Consider the following 16,817-nt stretch of genomic DNA (forward strand, 5'->3'; position numbering starts at 1 on the left):
GAGTGTGTGGGTGGGGAAATGCCTGACGGCATTTCCCCACCCACACACTCTACCCTGGCGAGCCATGTAGTGGCGAGAAGTCACTCGCATTTAAGTGTTTATTAAAAGAGGAAAACAAATGCATCAAGATATTTCTGAGGTCCTTTACTCAGAAGCGCAAATTCAGGCCAAGGTTCAGGAGCTTGGTCAGCAGATTACCACTGATTACCAGGGCAAGCACCTGCTACTCCTGGGTACATTGAAGGGCGCAGTTCCTTTCATTGCCGACCTGGCTCGCGCCATCGAGCTTCCCCTGGAACTCGACTACATGGCGGTTGCCAGCTACGGCAATAGCACCCACTCCAGCGGCGTGGTCCGCATCCTCAAGGACCTGGAAGGGCCTATCGATAACAAACATATCCTCATCATCGAGGATATCATCGACAGTGGCCTCACCCTGGCCTACCTCGTAGATGTCATTCGCCGCCGCAATCCCCTGAGTCTGCGTATCTGCACCCTACTCTATAAGGAACGCATACGCCTAAAAGAGGTCCCGGTCGACTATACCGGCTTCACCATTCCAGATAAGTTTGTTGTGGGCTATGGCCTGGACTACGCCCAGTATTACCGCAACCTGCCCTACATTGGTATCCTCAAACCCTCCGTCTATGAGGGAACGGAGCCTGAAGAGCAGCACTCCAGTCCCGCCGAAACTCAGGCAATTTAAAAAATATGCAAGGGCAATAGACATGGATAAGGGGTGTCTGGTGGAGGTCGGGCTGCCCGACCTCCACCAGACACCCCTTATCCATGTCTATTGCCCTCCCTCTATCAAAGCGTTCTATGCTACAATGGGCCTGGACATATAGCTAGCTAACAGACAACTTGATAGAGGAGACGAAGACGACATGGTAGCAGTAGGTGTAATCGGAAGCGGTGCCTGGGGCACAACCCTGGCTTTGTTGCTGGCAAGGAAAGGAATTGCCACCACGCTCTGGGATCATCAGGCCGCGCGTGCGCAAGAGATGCAGTCGCAACGCGAGAACAAAATGTTCCTGCCAGGAATCACTTTCCCGGAGACGCTGCGTGTCACCGCCGAGATTGGCGAGGCTGTGCGTGAGAAAGAGCTGTTGATCCTGGTCACGCCCTCGCAGCGTATGCGCGAGAACCTGCGCCTTGTCGCTCCCCACCTTTCTCCCCAGACCCTGCTGGTTAGCGCCAGCAAGGGCGTCGAGATTGAGAGCCTCAAGCGTATGAGCGAGGTCATCGCCGAGGAACTGCCTGCATCGGCCGGGCGCATTGCCGTCTTGAGTGGCCCCAACCTCTCGCCCGAGGTCGCACGCGAGAAGCCTACCGCCGCCGTCATTGCCAGCCAGAGCACCGAGGTCGCTATCGCCTGCCGTGACCTGCTGACCACGCGCCACCTGCGTATCTATACCTCAGATGACGTGGTGGGTGTTGAGCTAGGAGGAGCCTTAAAGAATATTATCGCCATTGGCGCGGGCATGACCGAGGGGCTTGGATATGGGGATAACGCCAAGGGGGCCTTTATCACGCGTGGCGTCGCGGAGATCGCGCGCCTGGGCATCGCCGCAGGTGCCAACCCCATGACCTTCGCGGGCCTGGCTGGCATCGGCGACCTGATCGCGACCTGCGCCAGCCCTCTCAGCCGCAACCAGCGTTTGGGACGCCGCCTGGCTGCTGGCGAGAAGCTGGACGATATTCTGGCCTCGACTCATTCAGTCGCCGAAGGTATCTATATTACGCGGGCCGCCCTCAAGCTCGCTGAGCGCTTCCATGTTGAGATGCCCCTGACCACCAAACTCAGCCAGATCCTCTTCCAGGGCCTCGACCCCCACAAGGCCGTGCTTGAATTGATGATGCGCGATCCCAAAGACGAACGCGAAGGGATTATGTGAGAGAAAACATGTTGCGCCCCGGCAGCCGCAGGCTGCCGGGGCGCAACATGTTTTCTCTCAGGACAGAGGGTGATTACGCTACCCAGATCAAAATGTTGCCCTTATTAAGGGCGTTCCCATTTTTATCTTTGGCGTATATGCTTTCAAGGCTGCTGAGGTATTTACTATCCGGTGACCACGCCACATCAGAAATGGAGTGCTGACTGGAAAAGGTGTAGAGCAGCTTCCCACTCTGAGCGCTCCAGAGCGTGATTGTCATTTTGAAGCCAGTGCTATCCTGCGTCTCCACAGCGATACGACTACCGTCTGGCGACCAGTGGACCGCCATGACCATTCCTTCTCCTACTTGTGCGAATTGTTTCGTTGTTTGCCCGCTTAGCGCATCGACAATACGTACATCTTTCCCATTACCATCTTGGGCATCGACTAGCGCCAATTGTTTTCCATTCGGCGACCAGTCCAGGCTGGCGACATTGGCATACTGCTTTTTGACCTGCCATGTTTTGGTATCCCAGAGTTTGACTTCTGGCGAGACCATGGCTGGATAAGCGGTGGTCGCAAGCCAGTTGTCATCTGGTGACCAGTGGAGGTCCAGGATGCGTCCATGGAAGTCTGTGAGGCTCTTTACTTGTGAACCGTTGCTGGCATTCCAGATGCTGACCAGATTGGTTGCAGGGTCATTCGTCGCGGAGGCAGCCAGGTATTTGCTATCTGGTGACCAGGTAAGCGCACCAAACATCGCTCCACCGCCGCCAGAAAACGTTTGCATGCTGCTCAGCAGTTTAGACGTGTGCGCCGTGCCAGTGGCATTCAAAGGCGAGGTACCATTAGTGTTAAGCACGACCGATGATGTGCCAAAGGTGTGCAACAAGGCTCCCGTTTTGGTATTGACGAGATCAATCTTTGCAGAGGTATTGGAATAGCTATTGATGGCCAGAATATTTCCATCCGGCGACCAGGCCATATTCCATACAAAAGGATTCAGCGTGAGATGATAGATCTGAACATGCTGTCCCGTACGTGCATCCCAACTCTCTACTTGTCCATTGATGACCGCGGCGACCCGACTGCCATCGGGCGACCAGACTGCCGCTGGGCCGCGACTATTGACCTCTTTCGTATAAATGACCTGTCCCTCATGTTCTGTCGGCTTTGGTGTTGCCGTGTTAGAACTGGCGGTTGTCGTACTTTGCTGTTTCTGGCGGGCGGCATTCAGGACGAATATCATACTGCCAACCAGAATGGAGACCACCAGGACAGCCGCGATCGTGGTGAGCGTACGTCGGATAGGGTGTGTACGCTCGGTCCCACGAGCTTGCTTCTTTATATCAGGCATGGCAACGAACCTTCCTTGTTCTTGTTGTTGAATGCGTTGACCACTAAAGGGGATAATTTTAGTTTGTTGTTGCGTCAGGTTTTCGTTCTCCAGAAACTTTCCCAGGACACGCTGGAGTGAGTATGCATCCTCATCCTCGTGCTTGAGCAAGTCATGGAGATCGGAGGCCAGCCGCTTATCCCGCGATGATGTTCCACGTGCCTGGAGAAGCGTGTCGACCTGTTCGTCGACCTGCTCAGGGGTGTAGAAATCTTCGTGCCTGGACATCACTTCTCACCTTCTTCTCTATACAATGTGCGCAACTGGTTCAGGGTACGCGAGATGATGGCTCTCACAGCGGCTTCACTCTTTCCCACCAGAGAGGCGATCTGTGGGCTGCGCATCTCATGATTGAAGCGCAGGCTGAGAATCTTCCTCTGGAGATGTGGCAATTTCTGGAGCTTAGCGTGCAATTGAGCGTATTCCTCCAGGCGCAGTAGCTCCTGTTCCGGTGCCTGCTCATCATCGGCGAACAGGTCATCTTGCAGAAGTTCTATCGACGAGGATGGCCGACGTAGATTACGCCGATAGGCATCCACCAATTTATTGCGCGCTATTTTCCAGATCAACTGCCTTTGCTGGCTTTGTGGCAATAAGCCAAGGCGTTTTTGCTCGATAACGGCGGTAAAGACCTCCAGCAGAATATCCTCGGCATCCTCGCGGGAGGATGTTTGCCGTCGCAAAAAAGCAAAAATAGCGGGTGCATGACAGTGAAACAGCTCCTCTGCCACGGATTTGCTGGTTTCACCATCTCTTTCAACATGTTGTTGTATTCTTAACCTTCAGGTTATTAGTGTTTCCCTTAAGGGTTTCACTCCTACTATCGCTCCCTCTTTTGCGACTGTGACAACGTTCTGTTCTATTTTCAAAATAGGTTGTAAAAGGTGCGCCGCACCACCAACATCACCATACCTCCTTACACATCCATAGAAAGAAGTATGTAGATGCTGATAGCATAAATCGGCCTGAGAGGCCAGTCTACCCATAATTTGTAGGAAGTACCCCTAAACATTGTGCGCTTTGCAATTCTTTTTTCTCGGGGTATACTTTATGGCGTATCAATCATCTCTCACCTGTTGTGCGTAGCAAGTGGGCGGTAACGAGTAGGAAGTGGTTGTCAACATTTTGAAGGAGTGAGTATATGGTGGATGAAGCAGGGGCGGTGTGGATACCTTCTCCTAACTACTTCGCGAACCGCAACGGCTATACCCCTAAGTGGATTATCGTGCATGGTACTGCGGGCTTTAGTAGTGCTCGCGATGTGGGTACCTACTTCCAGACGGCCGATGTCAGCGCGAACTATGTCGTAGGCCAGGATGGCACCATCGTCCAGTGCGTCTCCGAGAAGGATGGAGCCTGGGGCAATGGCGTCATCAGTACCGGGCATGATTCCTGGTGGACCTCAAGTGTTAACCCCAACTGGGTAACGATCTCCATTGAGCATGTCAAACCGCATACCGACAATTCAGATACCATCACCGATGCGCAGAAAGCGGCAAGCTTCCGCCTGATCAGCCACATCTGTGATCGACATAAAATTCCCCGGCGGCGCGCTGATGGTAATGGCGGCATTACAGGCCACTACTCAATTGATCCCGTGAACCGTAGCCGCTGTCCCGGCCCCTATCCCTGGGATGAATTGATCTCCTACCTGGGAAGTGGTGGCTCCAACAGCGGTGGCAGTGGCGGAAGTACAGGCAATGGTGCCATGATCGACCTGAATGATGAAATCGTTGCGCGCTACTTTGAGCAGGCTGGCACCGGTCGCTGGCATTGCAAGGCTACGAACTACTACATCTTTGGTGGTATGCTTAACTTCTACTGTAGCTTTGGCGGGACAGGCAAGAATGGCCTGACCCACCTGGGCATGCCTCTAATGAACGAATACTATCCCGATCCTAATGCTCAGTTCTCCTACCAGCGCTTTGAGCGTGGTATTCTGGCCTATGATCCCAATCATAGTTTTGATCGTCCCCCTGGCGCGGGGACAATCTACCTGATGCATATTGATAAACCGTTGCCCCAGGGACAGGTCACTTCGACGCCTCCAGCGCAGAGCCAGGACGTTCCACAGACTCCTCAGGTGCCCACGGATACAAACAATACACCCCTTCCGCAGGATCAAAGTTATAATCAACCAGATTCAGCGAGCCAGGTGCCCGCTGATACCGATACCTATAATGCGCCGTACCAGTACTATCCACAGGGCCAGGGCTATGGTCAGCCAGATCCGGCGAGCCAGGTACCTGCAAACACCGATACCTATAATGCTCCGTATCAACCCTACTCACAGGATCAAGGCTACTACCAGCCAGGTCCAGCGAGTCAGGTACCCAACCAACCTGGATATGACCAGTCTACTTATGGCCAGCCCAACAATAACCAGCCTAACTCAGATCCATTTGGGAATGCCTTCCCTTCTCTGGAAGCGCCCCCCAAATCTTCGCTGGGCATATTGCTGGACGGAGTGGTCAAAAACAGCGGCTTTACCGACTTGATGAAGCGCATCCTGACACGCCGCCCCAACTCATAGAGCACTTCCCAGATACCTACTCACTTTCAGAAAGCCAGGCGATGGTGCTCCGCCTGGCTTTCCCTTTTCTATCGCTTCTTTTGGACATTTGTTTTCGCGCCTGCGGTGCTCTGGGTAAGAGGGATTGGATGTGCTACGCGGGCAATCCCTCTTACCCAAAGGCGAGCCTGCGAGCCGATCTGCAAGAGCATGAATGACGTTTGTGAAGCTCTGCCTCTCGCTCCAGGTAATTTGCTAGACTCTGGCCCTTAGTGTTACAATGAATTTGTCCCACCAGATGAGGTCGCTTATAGTCATTATCTTCGTCTCCGAACACCCTGAGCGCGCCTGCCCCCGAATGGGGGAAGCGCTAGATACGCTAGTGGTGTTGCCGTGTCCCCGAATGGGGAGGTTTCGGAATAAGATCTATGGCATGGATGGGATACGTGTGACTTGTTTTGTATGCGACCTGCTACCTATCAGGAAACCCGGCGCGTGAGCGCTAGCCGCAACAGTGGTCCTGGTTTCCTCTTAAGCTATAATGCCAGCCAGGAAACAGAAACGTGACATCATTTCATATTGAAGTGCGAGCAACCGCGGAGCGCCACGATGTGCATGCCCGTCAACTTGCTCGTGACATCGCACAATTATCGATAGATTCTCTTCCATCGCTTGCTACTATCGCTGATGCCCCGCTTTACCTTCATACAGCTCAACTTTATCACCTTACTGGCTCACTCTCACCCCAGGACGTTGAGCGACTCTCCCAGGAGTTGCTTACCGATCCGGTCATCCAGGAAGCCCACCTATCGACCTATGCCGACACCGCGCATACGGTCGATGTCTTTTTTCACCCTGGTGTAACCGATACCCTGGCTGAGAGCGTCCTGGAGGGTGCACGTATGTTGGGCCTGACTGGTATTGCGCGTGTGGAGACGGGGCGACGCTATTTGCTGGATGAGCGCTTGAGCGAGGCCGAAGTACGTACCCTTGCCGACGCCCTGCTCTATAATCCCGTGATCCAGCATTATGAACTCCACCCGGCGCATGGCAATGGCTCACAGCCCGAGGCCGCAAATGCGTCTGAGGACACGCCTATAGCCGATGTGGCAGGCTCTCAGGTGGCAATGATTCCGCTCACCCAGATGAGCGATGAGCAGTTGCTTGAGGTCAGCAAAAAAGGCCTGCTCTCGCTGAGCCTGGACGAGATGCGCGTCATTCAGCAGCATTTCCGCGAGCAGGGACGTGAGCCAACCGATATCGAGTTGGAGACCCTGGCCCAGACCTGGTCAGAGCATTGTTCGCATAAAACTTTTAAGGCGACTATTGCCTACCGCGAGCTGGATGCCCAGGGAAACGAGGTCGAGAATGAGACTATCCGTGGCTTGCTCAAGAGTTATATCATGCGCGCCACCAACGAGGTTCAGCATCCCGACCTGGTCTCAGCCTTTAGCGATAACGCGGGTATCGTGCGCTTCACCGATACACACGATATCGCCTTCAAAGTAGAGACGCACAACCACCCCTCGGCCATCGAACCTTTTGGTGGTGCGAATACAGGCGTGGGCGGCGTGATCCGTGACGTCGTTGGCGTCTCGGCGGAGCCGATTGCCTGTACCGATATCCTCTGCTTTGGCCCGCTTGAGACCGAGAGCGCCTCGCTGCCCAAAGGCATCATACCTCCACGGCGCATCGCCAGCGGTGTGGTGAATGGTGTGCGCGACTATGGCAATAAGATGGGTATCCCCACGGTCAATGGCGCGGTGCTCTACCATCCCGGCTATACTTATAACCCGCTCGTTTTCTGTGGCTGCCTGGGCATGTTGCCCCATGGAAGCCACCCCAGCAAGGTCGAGCCGGGTGACCTGGTGGTCGTCCTCGGTGGGCGCACTGGCCGCGACGGTGTGCATGGCGCGACCTTCTCCTCTGGTGAGATGAGCCATGAGATCAATACCCAGGCCGGGACGGCTGTCCAGATTGGCGCGCCCATCACCGAGAAAAAGGTGACCGACGTGATCATCCAGGCACGTGACCGTGGCCTCTATCACGCGATTACCGACTGCGGCGCGGGCGGCTTCTCCTCCGCTGTGGGCGAGATGGGTTCGAAGACCGGCGCGCGCGTCGAGCTAACCAAAGCTCCCCTCAAATATCAGGGCCTGGCGCCCTGGGAGATCTGGCTCTCCGAGGCTCAGGAGCGTATGGTGCTGGCGGTTCCCCAGGAGCATTTGCAGGAACTGCTGGATATCTGTGCCATCGAAGAGGTCGAGGCCAGCATCATCGGCGAGTTCACCAGCGATCAACGCCTGACGGTAACCTATCAGGACGAGGTGATTGCCAATATCGCCATGGACTTCCTGCACGATGGCAATCCCATCAAGACGCTTGAAGCGCTGTGGACACGACCAGAGCGCGCGACTGCTCAGCCTTCACAGTGGACGGAGGGCAACGCCGAGGCTATCACGCATTCGATTACCCCGACCCTCTTGACGCTGTTGCGCCACGCGAACATTGCCTCGAAGGAGGACGTGGTGCGCCGCTATGACCACGAGGTTCAGGGCGCGACGGTGCTCAAACCCATGGTGGGACGCGCGGGTAATGGTCCAGGCGACGCCGCGGTGCTCCGGCCTATTATCGGTGAGCCGACGAAGGCCGGAATTGTGCTCTCAAACGGCGTCAACCCACTCTATGGTAAGTTCGATCCCTATCAGATGGCGCTCAATGCCGTTGACGAGGCCCTGCGCAATCTGACCGCCGTTGGTGGCGATATCACCCATACCTCGGTGCTGGATAACTTCTGCTGGGGCAATCCCAATGATCCCGAGCAGCTTGGCACGCTCGTGCGCGCCGTGAAGGGCTGCTATGATGCCTCGGTTGGCTTTAAAGTGCCGTTCATCTCCGGTAAAGATAGCCTGAATAACGAGTATCGCGCCGATGGCAAGCGTTTGCCCGTGATCCCGACTCTAGTGATCTCAGCGGTCGGCGTGATCGAGGACGCGAGCAAGAGCGTCGATATGTCGCTCAAGACGCCGGGCAATCTGCTCTACCTCGTTGGCGAGACGCGCAATGAGCTGGCGGGTTCGCACTATACCGAGGTCATTGATCAGGCCTCATTCAAGGCGTTTGTGCCACATACCTCAGTGCCAACGGTGCATATTGAGCGTGCGTATACAACCATGAAGGCGCTCGGTGAAGCCATTCGCCAGGGCCTGGTGCGCGCCTGTCACGATCTCTCAGAAGGTGGCCTGGCGGTCGCGGCGGCCGAGATGTCGCTGGCGAGCCTGCTAGGTGTCAAACTGGATGTGGCGCAGGTTGGACGCGAGGGCGCCGCCCTCGACGAGGTCCATCCACACGCGCGCGATATCGTACGACTCTTTAGCGAGTCTCCTTCGCGCTTTATCGTCGAGGTCACGCCTGAGCAGTTGAGCACCTTTGAGCAGCATATGCGTGCCGCGGGTGCCACTGAACTGACCTACCTGGGCATGGTAACCAATACCCCACGCTTTATTGTTCAGGATGGCGACGAAGAGCTGATCAACGTTAGCGTTGAGGAACTACAAGAGTCATGGAAGGGAGGACAGGCATGACCAGGAAACCACGCGCGCTCGTTTTGCGCGCCCCTGGCATCAACTGCGACCGGGAGATGGCGTATGCCTGTCGCCTGGTGGGCTTTGAGACAGAACTGGTGCATATCAACCAGTTGTTAAAGAATCCAGAGTCTCTGCTAGAATATCATTTTCTCGCCCTGCCCGGTGGTTTCTCCTATGGGGACGATCTGGGCGCGGGCACGCTGCTGGCCAAGAACCTGACCATTCACCTGGGCGATCAATTGCGCCGCTTTGTGGCCGAGGGTCGCCTGGTCCTGGGCGTCTGTAACGGCTTCCAGGTCCTGGTACGCGCGGGTCTCTTGCCCGGTGTTCTGGCAAGTGATGGCGCGGGCGACATAGCGCGGGCCTCGCTGACCGAGAATGCCCTGGCGCAGTTTGAATGTCGCTGGGTCACGCTCGTCACCCAGCCAAGCAACTGCGTCTTTACGCAGGGGATCGACAAGCCGGTCGAGTTTCCTGTAGCCCACGGCGAGGGCCAGTTTGTGTATAACGGCGATCTGGGAGAACTACATACCAGCGGTCAGCTTCCTCTGGTCTACGCCACGCCCGCTGGCCGCACTGGCGAGATGGTCGCGTATCCCGCCAACCCCAACGGCTCGATGGACAACATCGCGGGTGCCTGTAACGCTCAGGGCAACGTCTTTGGTCTGATGCCTCATCCAGAGCGCTTTGTGAGTGCGCTCCAGCATCCCCAGCGCCGCTCCCTCACGGGCGATATTGGCGACGGCCTGCTCATCTTCCAGAACGCCTTTAACTATGCACAGAAGCTCGTCAGCGGTGAAGGCGTGACGCCGGTGAGCCGTCCGGAGGCCTCGCCCCTGGCTTCGCAGAGCGTTGCGGGGGCTAGTAGCGCCACAAGCGCGGCTCAGGCTCTCAGCGTCACGATTACTCCGCTCTCTTATGCCGAGAGCGGCGTCGATGTCACCGCAGGCGAGCAGGCTGTGCGCCTGATGAAGAAGGCTGTCCAGTCCACGCATGGACCCGAGGTGCTGGAGAGTGTCGGCGCCTTCGCGGGCGCGATGAGTCTGCACGCGATCGATAAAATGCGTCGCCCGGCCCTGGTCTCCTCCACCGATGGCGTGGGTACCAAAACCTTAATTGCGGCCCAGGCTAAGCGCTATGATACCATCGGCTATGATATCGTGAATCACTCGGTAAATGATCTGCTGATGATGGGCGCACGCCCGCTCTTCTTTATGGATTATGTCGCCGTCAATAAGCTTGACCCGGTGCAAGTCGCCAGAATCGTCCAGGGAGTGGCCGAGGCCTGTAAAGAAGCTGGCTGTGCCCTGCTCGGCGGCGAGACTGCCGAGATGCCCGACGTGTATATGCCCGGCGCCTTCGACTTGGCGGGAACCATTGTTGGCATCGTAGAGCAGGACGAGATCGTCAATGGCAGCACGATCAGCGTAGGAGATTATATCCTGGGCCTACCCTCCAGCGGCCTGCACACCAATGGCTACTCGCTGGTGCGCAAGCTCTTCGCCCAGACCTCGCTTGATACCGTCTATCCCGAACTGGGGGAGCCGTTGGCGGACGCGCTCCTGCGCCCCCATCGCTGCTATTTGCGCGAGGTGCAGGAGATTCGCTCTTATCTGGCGGATCGCGGGCGCTTCATTAAGGGCATGGCACACATCACAGGCGGCGGTTTCCAGGGTAATATCTCGCGTATCCTGCCTCCTGGTACTCAGGCTGAGATCGAAACCAGCTCCTGGCAGGTGCCGCCCCTCTTTCAGCTCCTGGCGCGCTTGAGTAGTCTGCCCCAGGAAGAACTCTATCGAACCTTTAATATGGGTATTGGCATGATATTTGTGCTCTCACCCAAGAGTGCGCTTGAGGCGCGCAGCATCCTTCCCGAACTGGTGCAGATCGGCACCATTCGCGAGGGACAGGGTGCCGTTCTTATTCGCTAACCTGTAGGAGGAGCACTACTGACGTACGCGCCTACGCTTTCGGGCGAATATCTTCCCCGGAAGCGTATTTGCTTCCCAGCGTAGGTGTGTACCTTGTGCCCTTTAGGGTAGTCAGTAGCGCTTCCATGTGCCCACACTTCTCTCGGAGACAAAAACTCATGACACAACATGCGCAGTTTGGACCCTTGCTGACGGAAGGCAAGACCAAACGGATTTATAGCTATCCACAGGACGAGCAACTGGCCTATATGGTCAGCAAGGATCAGATTACCGCGGGCGATGGTGCGCGCCGCAACGAGCTAGAGGGGAAATCGCGTTGGAGCACGACGACGACCGCCAACGTGTTCCGCCTGTTGAACGAGGCTGGTATCAATACGCACTTCGTGAAAAAAGTTGACGAGGTCACGATGCTGATTAAGCGCTGTGAGATGCTGCCCATTGAGCATGTACAGCGACGCCTCGCGACCGGCTCATTCTTGAAGCGCCACCCCGAAGTAAGCGAAGGCACCCGCTTTGATCCCGTCCTGATTGAGACCTTCCTGAAAGATGATGCGCGTCATGATCCGCAGATTCAGCCTGAAGAGATCATACAGCAAGGCATTGCGACGCAGGAGGAGATCGACTGGATGGCGCGCGAAGGACGGCGCGTCTTTGCAGTGCTAGAGGCTGCCTGGGCCAAAATGGATGTGACCATGGTTGATCTCAAGATTGAGTTTGGTCGCAACCCTCAGGGTCAGTTATTAGTTGCCGATGTAATTGATAATGATAGTTGGCGGCTCTGGCCTGGTGGTGACAAGAATCGTATGCTCGATAAGCAGGTCTACCGCAACCTCCAGGAAGTCACCTCGGACAGTCTGCGCGAGATCGCGGATCGTTATGCCCTGGTCGCTGATCTTACGGGCAAGCTGAGTATTTAATGTGATCATCTTACCAGAGAGGAGTTCAGCGATGGAGCGACTTCATGATGCATGCGGAGTCGTCGGAATTTACGCGCCACATGGCAAGGCAAGCCTGGATGTACGTAGTTACATTACCCTGGCTTTGACAGCATTGCAGCACCGTGGGCAGGAGAGCGCGGGCATGGCTGTCTATGACGATGAAGGCCAGATTGTTTATCGTGTAGGCATGGGCAAGGTGCGCGAGGTATTTACCGATTCGGGGACCAGCCTGCCTTCTACCTATGCAGGCATAGGCCACGTGCGCTATTCCACCACGGGTTCAAGCTGCGTCGAGAATGCAGGACCTTTTGTCGTAGGTGATCGTGCTGGACAGTATGAATCGCTGGCCATCGCCCACAATGGTGACCTGGTAAACGGAGCTATGCTGCGGAACGCCTTCCCCGAGGACTCGTTCCGCTCGACGACGGATAGCGAAGTTATTGCCTTGATGCTCCATCATTCTGAGGGGAAAACCTTTAATGAGCGCCTGGCGGACACTTTGCAGCACCTGCGTGGCTCATTTAGCCTGGTGATCCTGGCGCAGAATAAATTGTACGCGACGCGTGATCCCTGGGGGATGCGCCCGCTGTGCATTGGCAAGTTGGGCGATAGCTGGATTGTGGCCTCGGAATCCTGCGCGCTTGACCGCACCGGAGCCGAGTTTGTGCGCAAAGTCGAGCCAGGCGAACTGGTAACTATCGATGAGGATGGCATCCACTCGGAGATGCTCTTTGAGCTGCCCCGCCACTCGCTCTGTGTCTTCGAGTATATCTACTTCTCGGACGCGACTTCGCGTATCAACAATCGCTATACCTACGAGGTGCGCGAGGCCCTGGGACGCGAGTTGGCCCATGAGCATCCCATAGAGGCGGACCTGGTCGTCCCTGTTCCCGATTCATCTATTCCCGCAGCCCTGGGCTATGCTGAGGCCTCCGGGATTCCCTATAGCCAGGGTATCATCAAGAATCGCTATAGCGATCGCTCATTCATCAAGCCTGACCAGCGCCTGCGCCAGCTCGAAGTAGACCTGAAATTCAACTTCGTGCGCACTAAAATCGAGGGCAAGCGCCTGATTATCGTCGACGACTCGATTGTACGCGGCAATACGCTTAAGCGCCTGGCCTCCGCGCTGCGCAACTATGGCGCGAAGGAGATACATCTGCGCATCAGCTCGCCGCCCCTACGTCACCCCTGCTACTTCGGCATCGATATTCCGCGTGACAAAGAATTAATCGCCGCGGGTCGTACCGTGCAGGAGGTCGCCGACTACATGGGGGTCGATAGCCTGGGCTATCTCAGCCTGCCGGGCCTGGGTCGCGCCATCAACGCTGCCCACATCGATGAAACGGTTGACATTGATCCTCGCCAGGTGGACGATCCCCGCGCATTGAAGATGCTGCATCAAGAGTTTTGTTATGGGTGTATGGAGATGCAGGGCTGGCCCTTTGACCCCCAGGTCGAGTCTCAGCATGGTCCCAGGCGTGTGCCCGTCATTCCTCGTGGCGTGCTCTCATAACAGAAGGAGAAAAATTTCGTGCGAGTATTTGTCATCGGCTCGGGTGCGCGTGAGCACGCACTGGTCTGGAAGCTGGCCCAGGATCAGCGGATCGACCGCATCTATGCCGCGCCAGGCAATCCCGGTATGCTACCCCACGCGGAATGCCTTCCTATTAGTGTCGATAACCTGGAGGCGCTGGCCGCTTTCGTTGAGCGCAACAAGATCGATTACACCATCGTCGGCCCCGAGGCACCGCTTATCGATGGCATCGTCGATATCCTCCAGAAGCGAGGCCTGCGCGTCTTTGGCCCCGACAAGGCTGGTGCTGCGCTTGAAGGCAGCAAGGCCTTCACCAAAGAGTTGTTGACCGCGGCAGGCATCCCCACGGCCCAGCATCGCACCTTCACCGAGTACGAACCGGCCCGTGCCTACCTGGAAGAACATGGTGTCCCCGTCGTCGTCAAGGCTGACGGCAACGCCGCGGGCAAGGGCGCCATTGTCGCCCTCGACATGCTGACAGCCCAGGATGCCCTCAAGCAGATGATGGTCGACCATGTCTTTGGCGCGGCGGGCGATGTCGTCGTCATTGAAGATTACCTGCAAGGCGACGAGATCGGCGCGCACGCGATCTGTAACGGCACGGATTTTTTGCCCCTGCCACTCAGCCAGGATCACAAGCGCGCCCTCGACAACGACCAGGGTTTGAACACGGGTGGTATGGGGGCCTACACGCCCTTGCCCTTTGTCAGCGAGGACCAGAAAGCGCAGATTCAGCAGCGCGTCATCGCGGCCACGCTCCAGACCCTCAAGGAGCGCGGCATCCACTTCAAAGGCGTGCTCTACGCTAATATCATGCTCACCGAGCGCGGTCCCATGGTGCTAGAGCATAACACACGCTTCGGTGATCCCGAGGCTCAGGCCCAGATGGTCCTGCTCAAAGCCGAATTGCTGGATGTCCTTGCCTATGCGGACGGCCAGCACATCGATCCTGAGACCCTCTGGCATCCCGGTTACGCCATGAGCCTGACCCTGGCCGCAGGCGGCTATCCCGGCAAATACGAGCGCGACCTGCCCATACAGGGTGTTGACGAGGCCAATCAACTGGATGGCGTCCACGTCTTCCACGCCGGCACCCGCCTGCAAAATGGCCAGCTCGTCACTGCAGGCGGCCGCGTTCTCAGCGTCGTCGCCCACGGCGAAACCCTGCAACAGGCCGCCGATCGTGTCTATGCCGCCGCCAAACTCATCTCCTTCGAAGGTATGCAGTACCGCAGTGACATCGGCCACCGCGCCCTGTAGGTATAAAAATAGAATCAATTATTGTGTTGTGAGTTGCCGAAGGCAACTCACAACACAATAATTGATTCTATTTTAAGTGAGTGTCGTAGGCGCGAATAGTCATAATACAAAATATAAAAGCAAGTAGTGATTTGGAATGGAAGATCAACACATCAATAAAACGTTGCGCATAGCAGTCTTAATCTCTGGTTCGGGCAGTAACCTCCAGGCCCTGCTGGATGCCATCGAGGCTCGGCACCTGCCCGGGGTCGAGATTGCCCTGGTCATTAGCAACAAAGCCAACGCCTTTGGCTTACAACGCGCCCTCAAGCATAAAGTACCCGCGCTCTATCTTCCCTGGCGTACACGCGAGGAGTGGGAGCGAAGGGTTGTTGACCTGCTCCAGCTTTTCCAGGTAGACGTTATCGTCCTGGCTGGCTTTATGCGCATCATCTCCGCCGACTTTATCACCCGTTACCCTGAGCGCATCATTAACCTGCATCCCGCACTCATCCCCGATGGCGGCAAGGGCGACACCTATACCACCAGCGATGGCAGTCTTATCCCCGTCTTTCGCGGCATGCACGCGCCCCTCCAGGCCCTGGAGGCCGGGGTGCGTGTCACCGGTAGCACTGTGCATTATGTCGTCCCCGAGGTCGACGCCGGCCCACCCATCTGTCGCCGCGAGGTCCCCATAGAGGCAGGCGACACCGAAGATACGCTCCAGGAGCGCATCAAAAAGGTTGAGCATCAGTTGATCGTTGAGGCCGTCAAGATCCACCAGCAGCGCGTATAAGAGTCGGAACAATATGTTTAAGATGGCCTGGCAAACAGTATTAAGCTTGCAGGCCATTCTAAACACGCCCTACTTCGATCTATACCATAAGCCTGATAGGTCGTCATCCAGGCGGCGTAGTTGCCAGGCTATAAGGCGCCGCGCATGTCTCTGCAATAATGAAGATAAGTATATTACATCTCCTGAGCGACGAAATGCAAAAAAGCAACATTGGAGAAGTTTTCCTGACCGACTCGTGATAGATTGTCCCTAATGGCTCTTTGTATCCTCCAGTGATGGCCAAGGAAAGAGCTCAGGAATGTGATCATCGAAGCAAAGGAGAACCCAATGAACTATCCGCAAATCGTCACACGAGAAGAGTGGCTCAATGCCCGTAAGGAGCTACTGGTCAAGGAGAAGGAGGCCACCCGTGCGCGCGACAGGCTCAATGCTGAACGCCGCAGGTTGCCGATGGTCAGGATCGACAAGGAGTACGTCTTCGATGGCCCGAAAGGCAAGGTGAGCCTGCTCGACCTCTTTGACGGGCGCCGCCAGCTGATCGTCTACCATTTCATGTTTGATCCAAGCTGGGACAAAGGTTGCCCGGGTTGCACGAACCTGGTTGACAACATTCCTGGCAATATAGCCCGCCTGTATGAAGGCGATACCTCGTTGGTCCTGGTCTCCCGCGCACCATTGGCGAAGCTTGAGCCCTATAAGCAGCAGAAGAACTGGACCACTCCCTGGTTCTCCTCATATGGCAGCGACTTCAACTACGATTTCGAAGCTACGGTTGATAGCGGCGAGGTACCTGGGGTAAGTGTTTTCCTGCGCGATGGCGAGCAGATCTTTCACACGTACTCGACGACGGGACGCGGCGTCGATATCCTCCTGGGGACATATAACTACCTTGATCTTACCCCTCTTGGTCGGCAAGAGGAGTGGGAAGAGGCCCTCAATCGCAGTGCTACTTCTGTTTAAGGGTAACCCCGCCTCTATTGCACCTTATGATCACTACGTGGTTC

General features: G+C 56.2%; 12 protein-coding genes. 10 read left to right on the plus strand and 2 right to left on the minus strand.

Going from position 1 to position 16,817, the window contains the following annotated elements:
- Window positions 1-118: 118 nt before the first annotated feature.
- Both hpt and JMJ16_RS38565 read left to right on the plus strand, forming a co-directional pair.
- Window positions 119-706, plus strand: coding sequence for a hypoxanthine phosphoribosyltransferase (gene hpt, locus JMJ16_RS38560; RefSeq protein WP_201390135.1), 588 nt, complete (start codon window positions 119-121; stop codon window positions 704-706).
- Window positions 707-887: 181 nt separating this feature from the next.
- The gene (locus JMJ16_RS38565; RefSeq protein ID WP_201390136.1) at window positions 888-1,898 is read left to right on the plus strand and encodes an NAD(P)H-dependent glycerol-3-phosphate dehydrogenase; all 1,011 of its coding nucleotides are present in this window, start codon (window positions 888-890) and stop codon (window positions 1,896-1,898) included.
- A gap of 73 nt (window positions 1,899-1,971) precedes the next feature.
- Here JMJ16_RS38565 and JMJ16_RS38570 read toward each other — a convergent pair whose 3' ends face one another.
- On the minus strand, window positions 1,972-3,501 hold the full coding sequence (locus JMJ16_RS38570) for a WD40 repeat domain-containing protein (RefSeq protein WP_201390137.1): 1,530 nt from the start codon (window positions 3,499-3,501) through the stop codon (window positions 1,972-1,974).
- The gene (locus JMJ16_RS38575; protein ID WP_201390138.1) at window positions 3,501-4,004 is read right to left on the minus strand and encodes an RNA polymerase sigma factor; all 504 of its coding nucleotides are present in this window, start codon (window positions 4,002-4,004) and stop codon (window positions 3,501-3,503) included. The genes JMJ16_RS38570 and JMJ16_RS38575 overlap by 1 nt, the downstream gene beginning before the upstream one ends.
- Before the next feature lie 410 nt (window positions 4,005-4,414).
- Between JMJ16_RS38575 and JMJ16_RS38580 the strand changes: the two genes are divergently transcribed.
- The 8 genes from JMJ16_RS38580 to JMJ16_RS38615 all read left to right on the plus strand — a co-directional run bounded on the left by JMJ16_RS38580 (window position 4,415) and on the right by JMJ16_RS38615 (window position 16,773).
- Window positions 4,415-5,806 (plus strand): N-acetylmuramoyl-L-alanine amidase, encoded by a 1,392-nt coding sequence (locus JMJ16_RS38580; RefSeq protein ID WP_201390139.1) that lies wholly within the window; start codon window positions 4,415-4,417, stop codon window positions 5,804-5,806.
- Between the two features lie 542 nt (window positions 5,807-6,348).
- Window positions 6,349-9,369, plus strand: a complete 3,021-nt coding sequence (gene purL, locus JMJ16_RS38585) for a phosphoribosylformylglycinamidine synthase subunit PurL (protein ID WP_201390140.1) — start codon at window positions 6,349-6,351, stop codon at window positions 9,367-9,369.
- Entirely contained in the window at window positions 9,366-11,303 is a 1,938-nt protein-coding gene (purM, locus tag JMJ16_RS38590) for a phosphoribosylformylglycinamidine cyclo-ligase (protein ID WP_201390141.1), read from the plus strand. Before purL ends, purM begins: the two co-directional genes overlap by 4 nt.
- 158 nt (window positions 11,304-11,461) lie before the next feature.
- A complete protein-coding gene (locus JMJ16_RS38595) occupies window positions 11,462-12,220 on the plus strand; it encodes a phosphoribosylaminoimidazolesuccinocarboxamide synthase (protein WP_201390142.1) in 759 nt (252 codons plus the stop codon).
- 31 nt (window positions 12,221-12,251) lie between these two features.
- Window positions 12,252-13,757, plus strand: coding sequence for an amidophosphoribosyltransferase (gene purF / locus JMJ16_RS38600; RefSeq protein ID WP_201390143.1), 1,506 nt, complete (start codon window positions 12,252-12,254; stop codon window positions 13,755-13,757).
- A gap of 18 nt (window positions 13,758-13,775) precedes the next feature.
- A complete protein-coding gene (gene purD / locus JMJ16_RS38605; protein WP_201390145.1) occupies window positions 13,776-15,038 on the plus strand; it encodes a phosphoribosylamine--glycine ligase in 1,263 nt (420 codons plus the stop codon).
- A gap of 136 nt (window positions 15,039-15,174) precedes the next feature.
- Window positions 15,175-15,813, plus strand: a complete 639-nt coding sequence (purN, locus tag JMJ16_RS38610) for a phosphoribosylglycinamide formyltransferase (RefSeq protein WP_201390147.1) — start codon at window positions 15,175-15,177, stop codon at window positions 15,811-15,813.
- 327 nt (window positions 15,814-16,140) lie between these two features.
- Entirely contained in the window at window positions 16,141-16,773 is a 633-nt protein-coding gene (locus tag JMJ16_RS38615) for a DUF899 domain-containing protein (protein ID WP_201390149.1), read from the plus strand.
- Window positions 16,774-16,817: the final 44 nt, after the last annotated feature.

It is taken from the genome of Ktedonobacter sp. SOSP1-52 (assembly GCF_016587395.1).

Excerpts from the sequence above, each read along its gene's own strand:
- hpt (WP_201390135.1), top strand. The coding sequence starts at position 119 with ATGCATCAAGATATTTCTGAGGTCCTTTACTCAGAAGCGCAAATTCAG.
- JMJ16_RS38565 (WP_201390136.1), top strand. The coding sequence starts at position 888 with ATGGTAGCAGTAGGTGTAATCGGAAGCGGTGCCTGGGGCACAACCCTG.
- JMJ16_RS38570 (WP_201390137.1), bottom strand. The coding sequence starts at position 3,501 with ATGTCCAGGCACGAAGATTTCTACACCCCTGAGCAGGTCGACGAACAG.
- JMJ16_RS38580 (WP_201390139.1), top strand. The coding sequence starts at position 4,415 with ATGGTGGATGAAGCAGGGGCGGTGTGGATACCTTCTCCTAACTACTTC.
- purM (WP_201390141.1), top strand. The coding sequence starts at position 9,366 with ATGACCAGGAAACCACGCGCGCTCGTTTTGCGCGCCCCTGGCATCAAC.
- JMJ16_RS38595 (WP_201390142.1), top strand. The coding sequence starts at position 11,462 with ATGACACAACATGCGCAGTTTGGACCCTTGCTGACGGAAGGCAAGACC.
- purF (WP_201390143.1), top strand. The coding sequence starts at position 12,252 with ATGGAGCGACTTCATGATGCATGCGGAGTCGTCGGAATTTACGCGCCA.
- purN (WP_201390147.1), top strand. The coding sequence starts at position 15,175 with ATGGAAGATCAACACATCAATAAAACGTTGCGCATAGCAGTCTTAATC.
- JMJ16_RS38615 (WP_201390149.1), top strand. The coding sequence starts at position 16,141 with ATGAACTATCCGCAAATCGTCACACGAGAAGAGTGGCTCAATGCCCGT.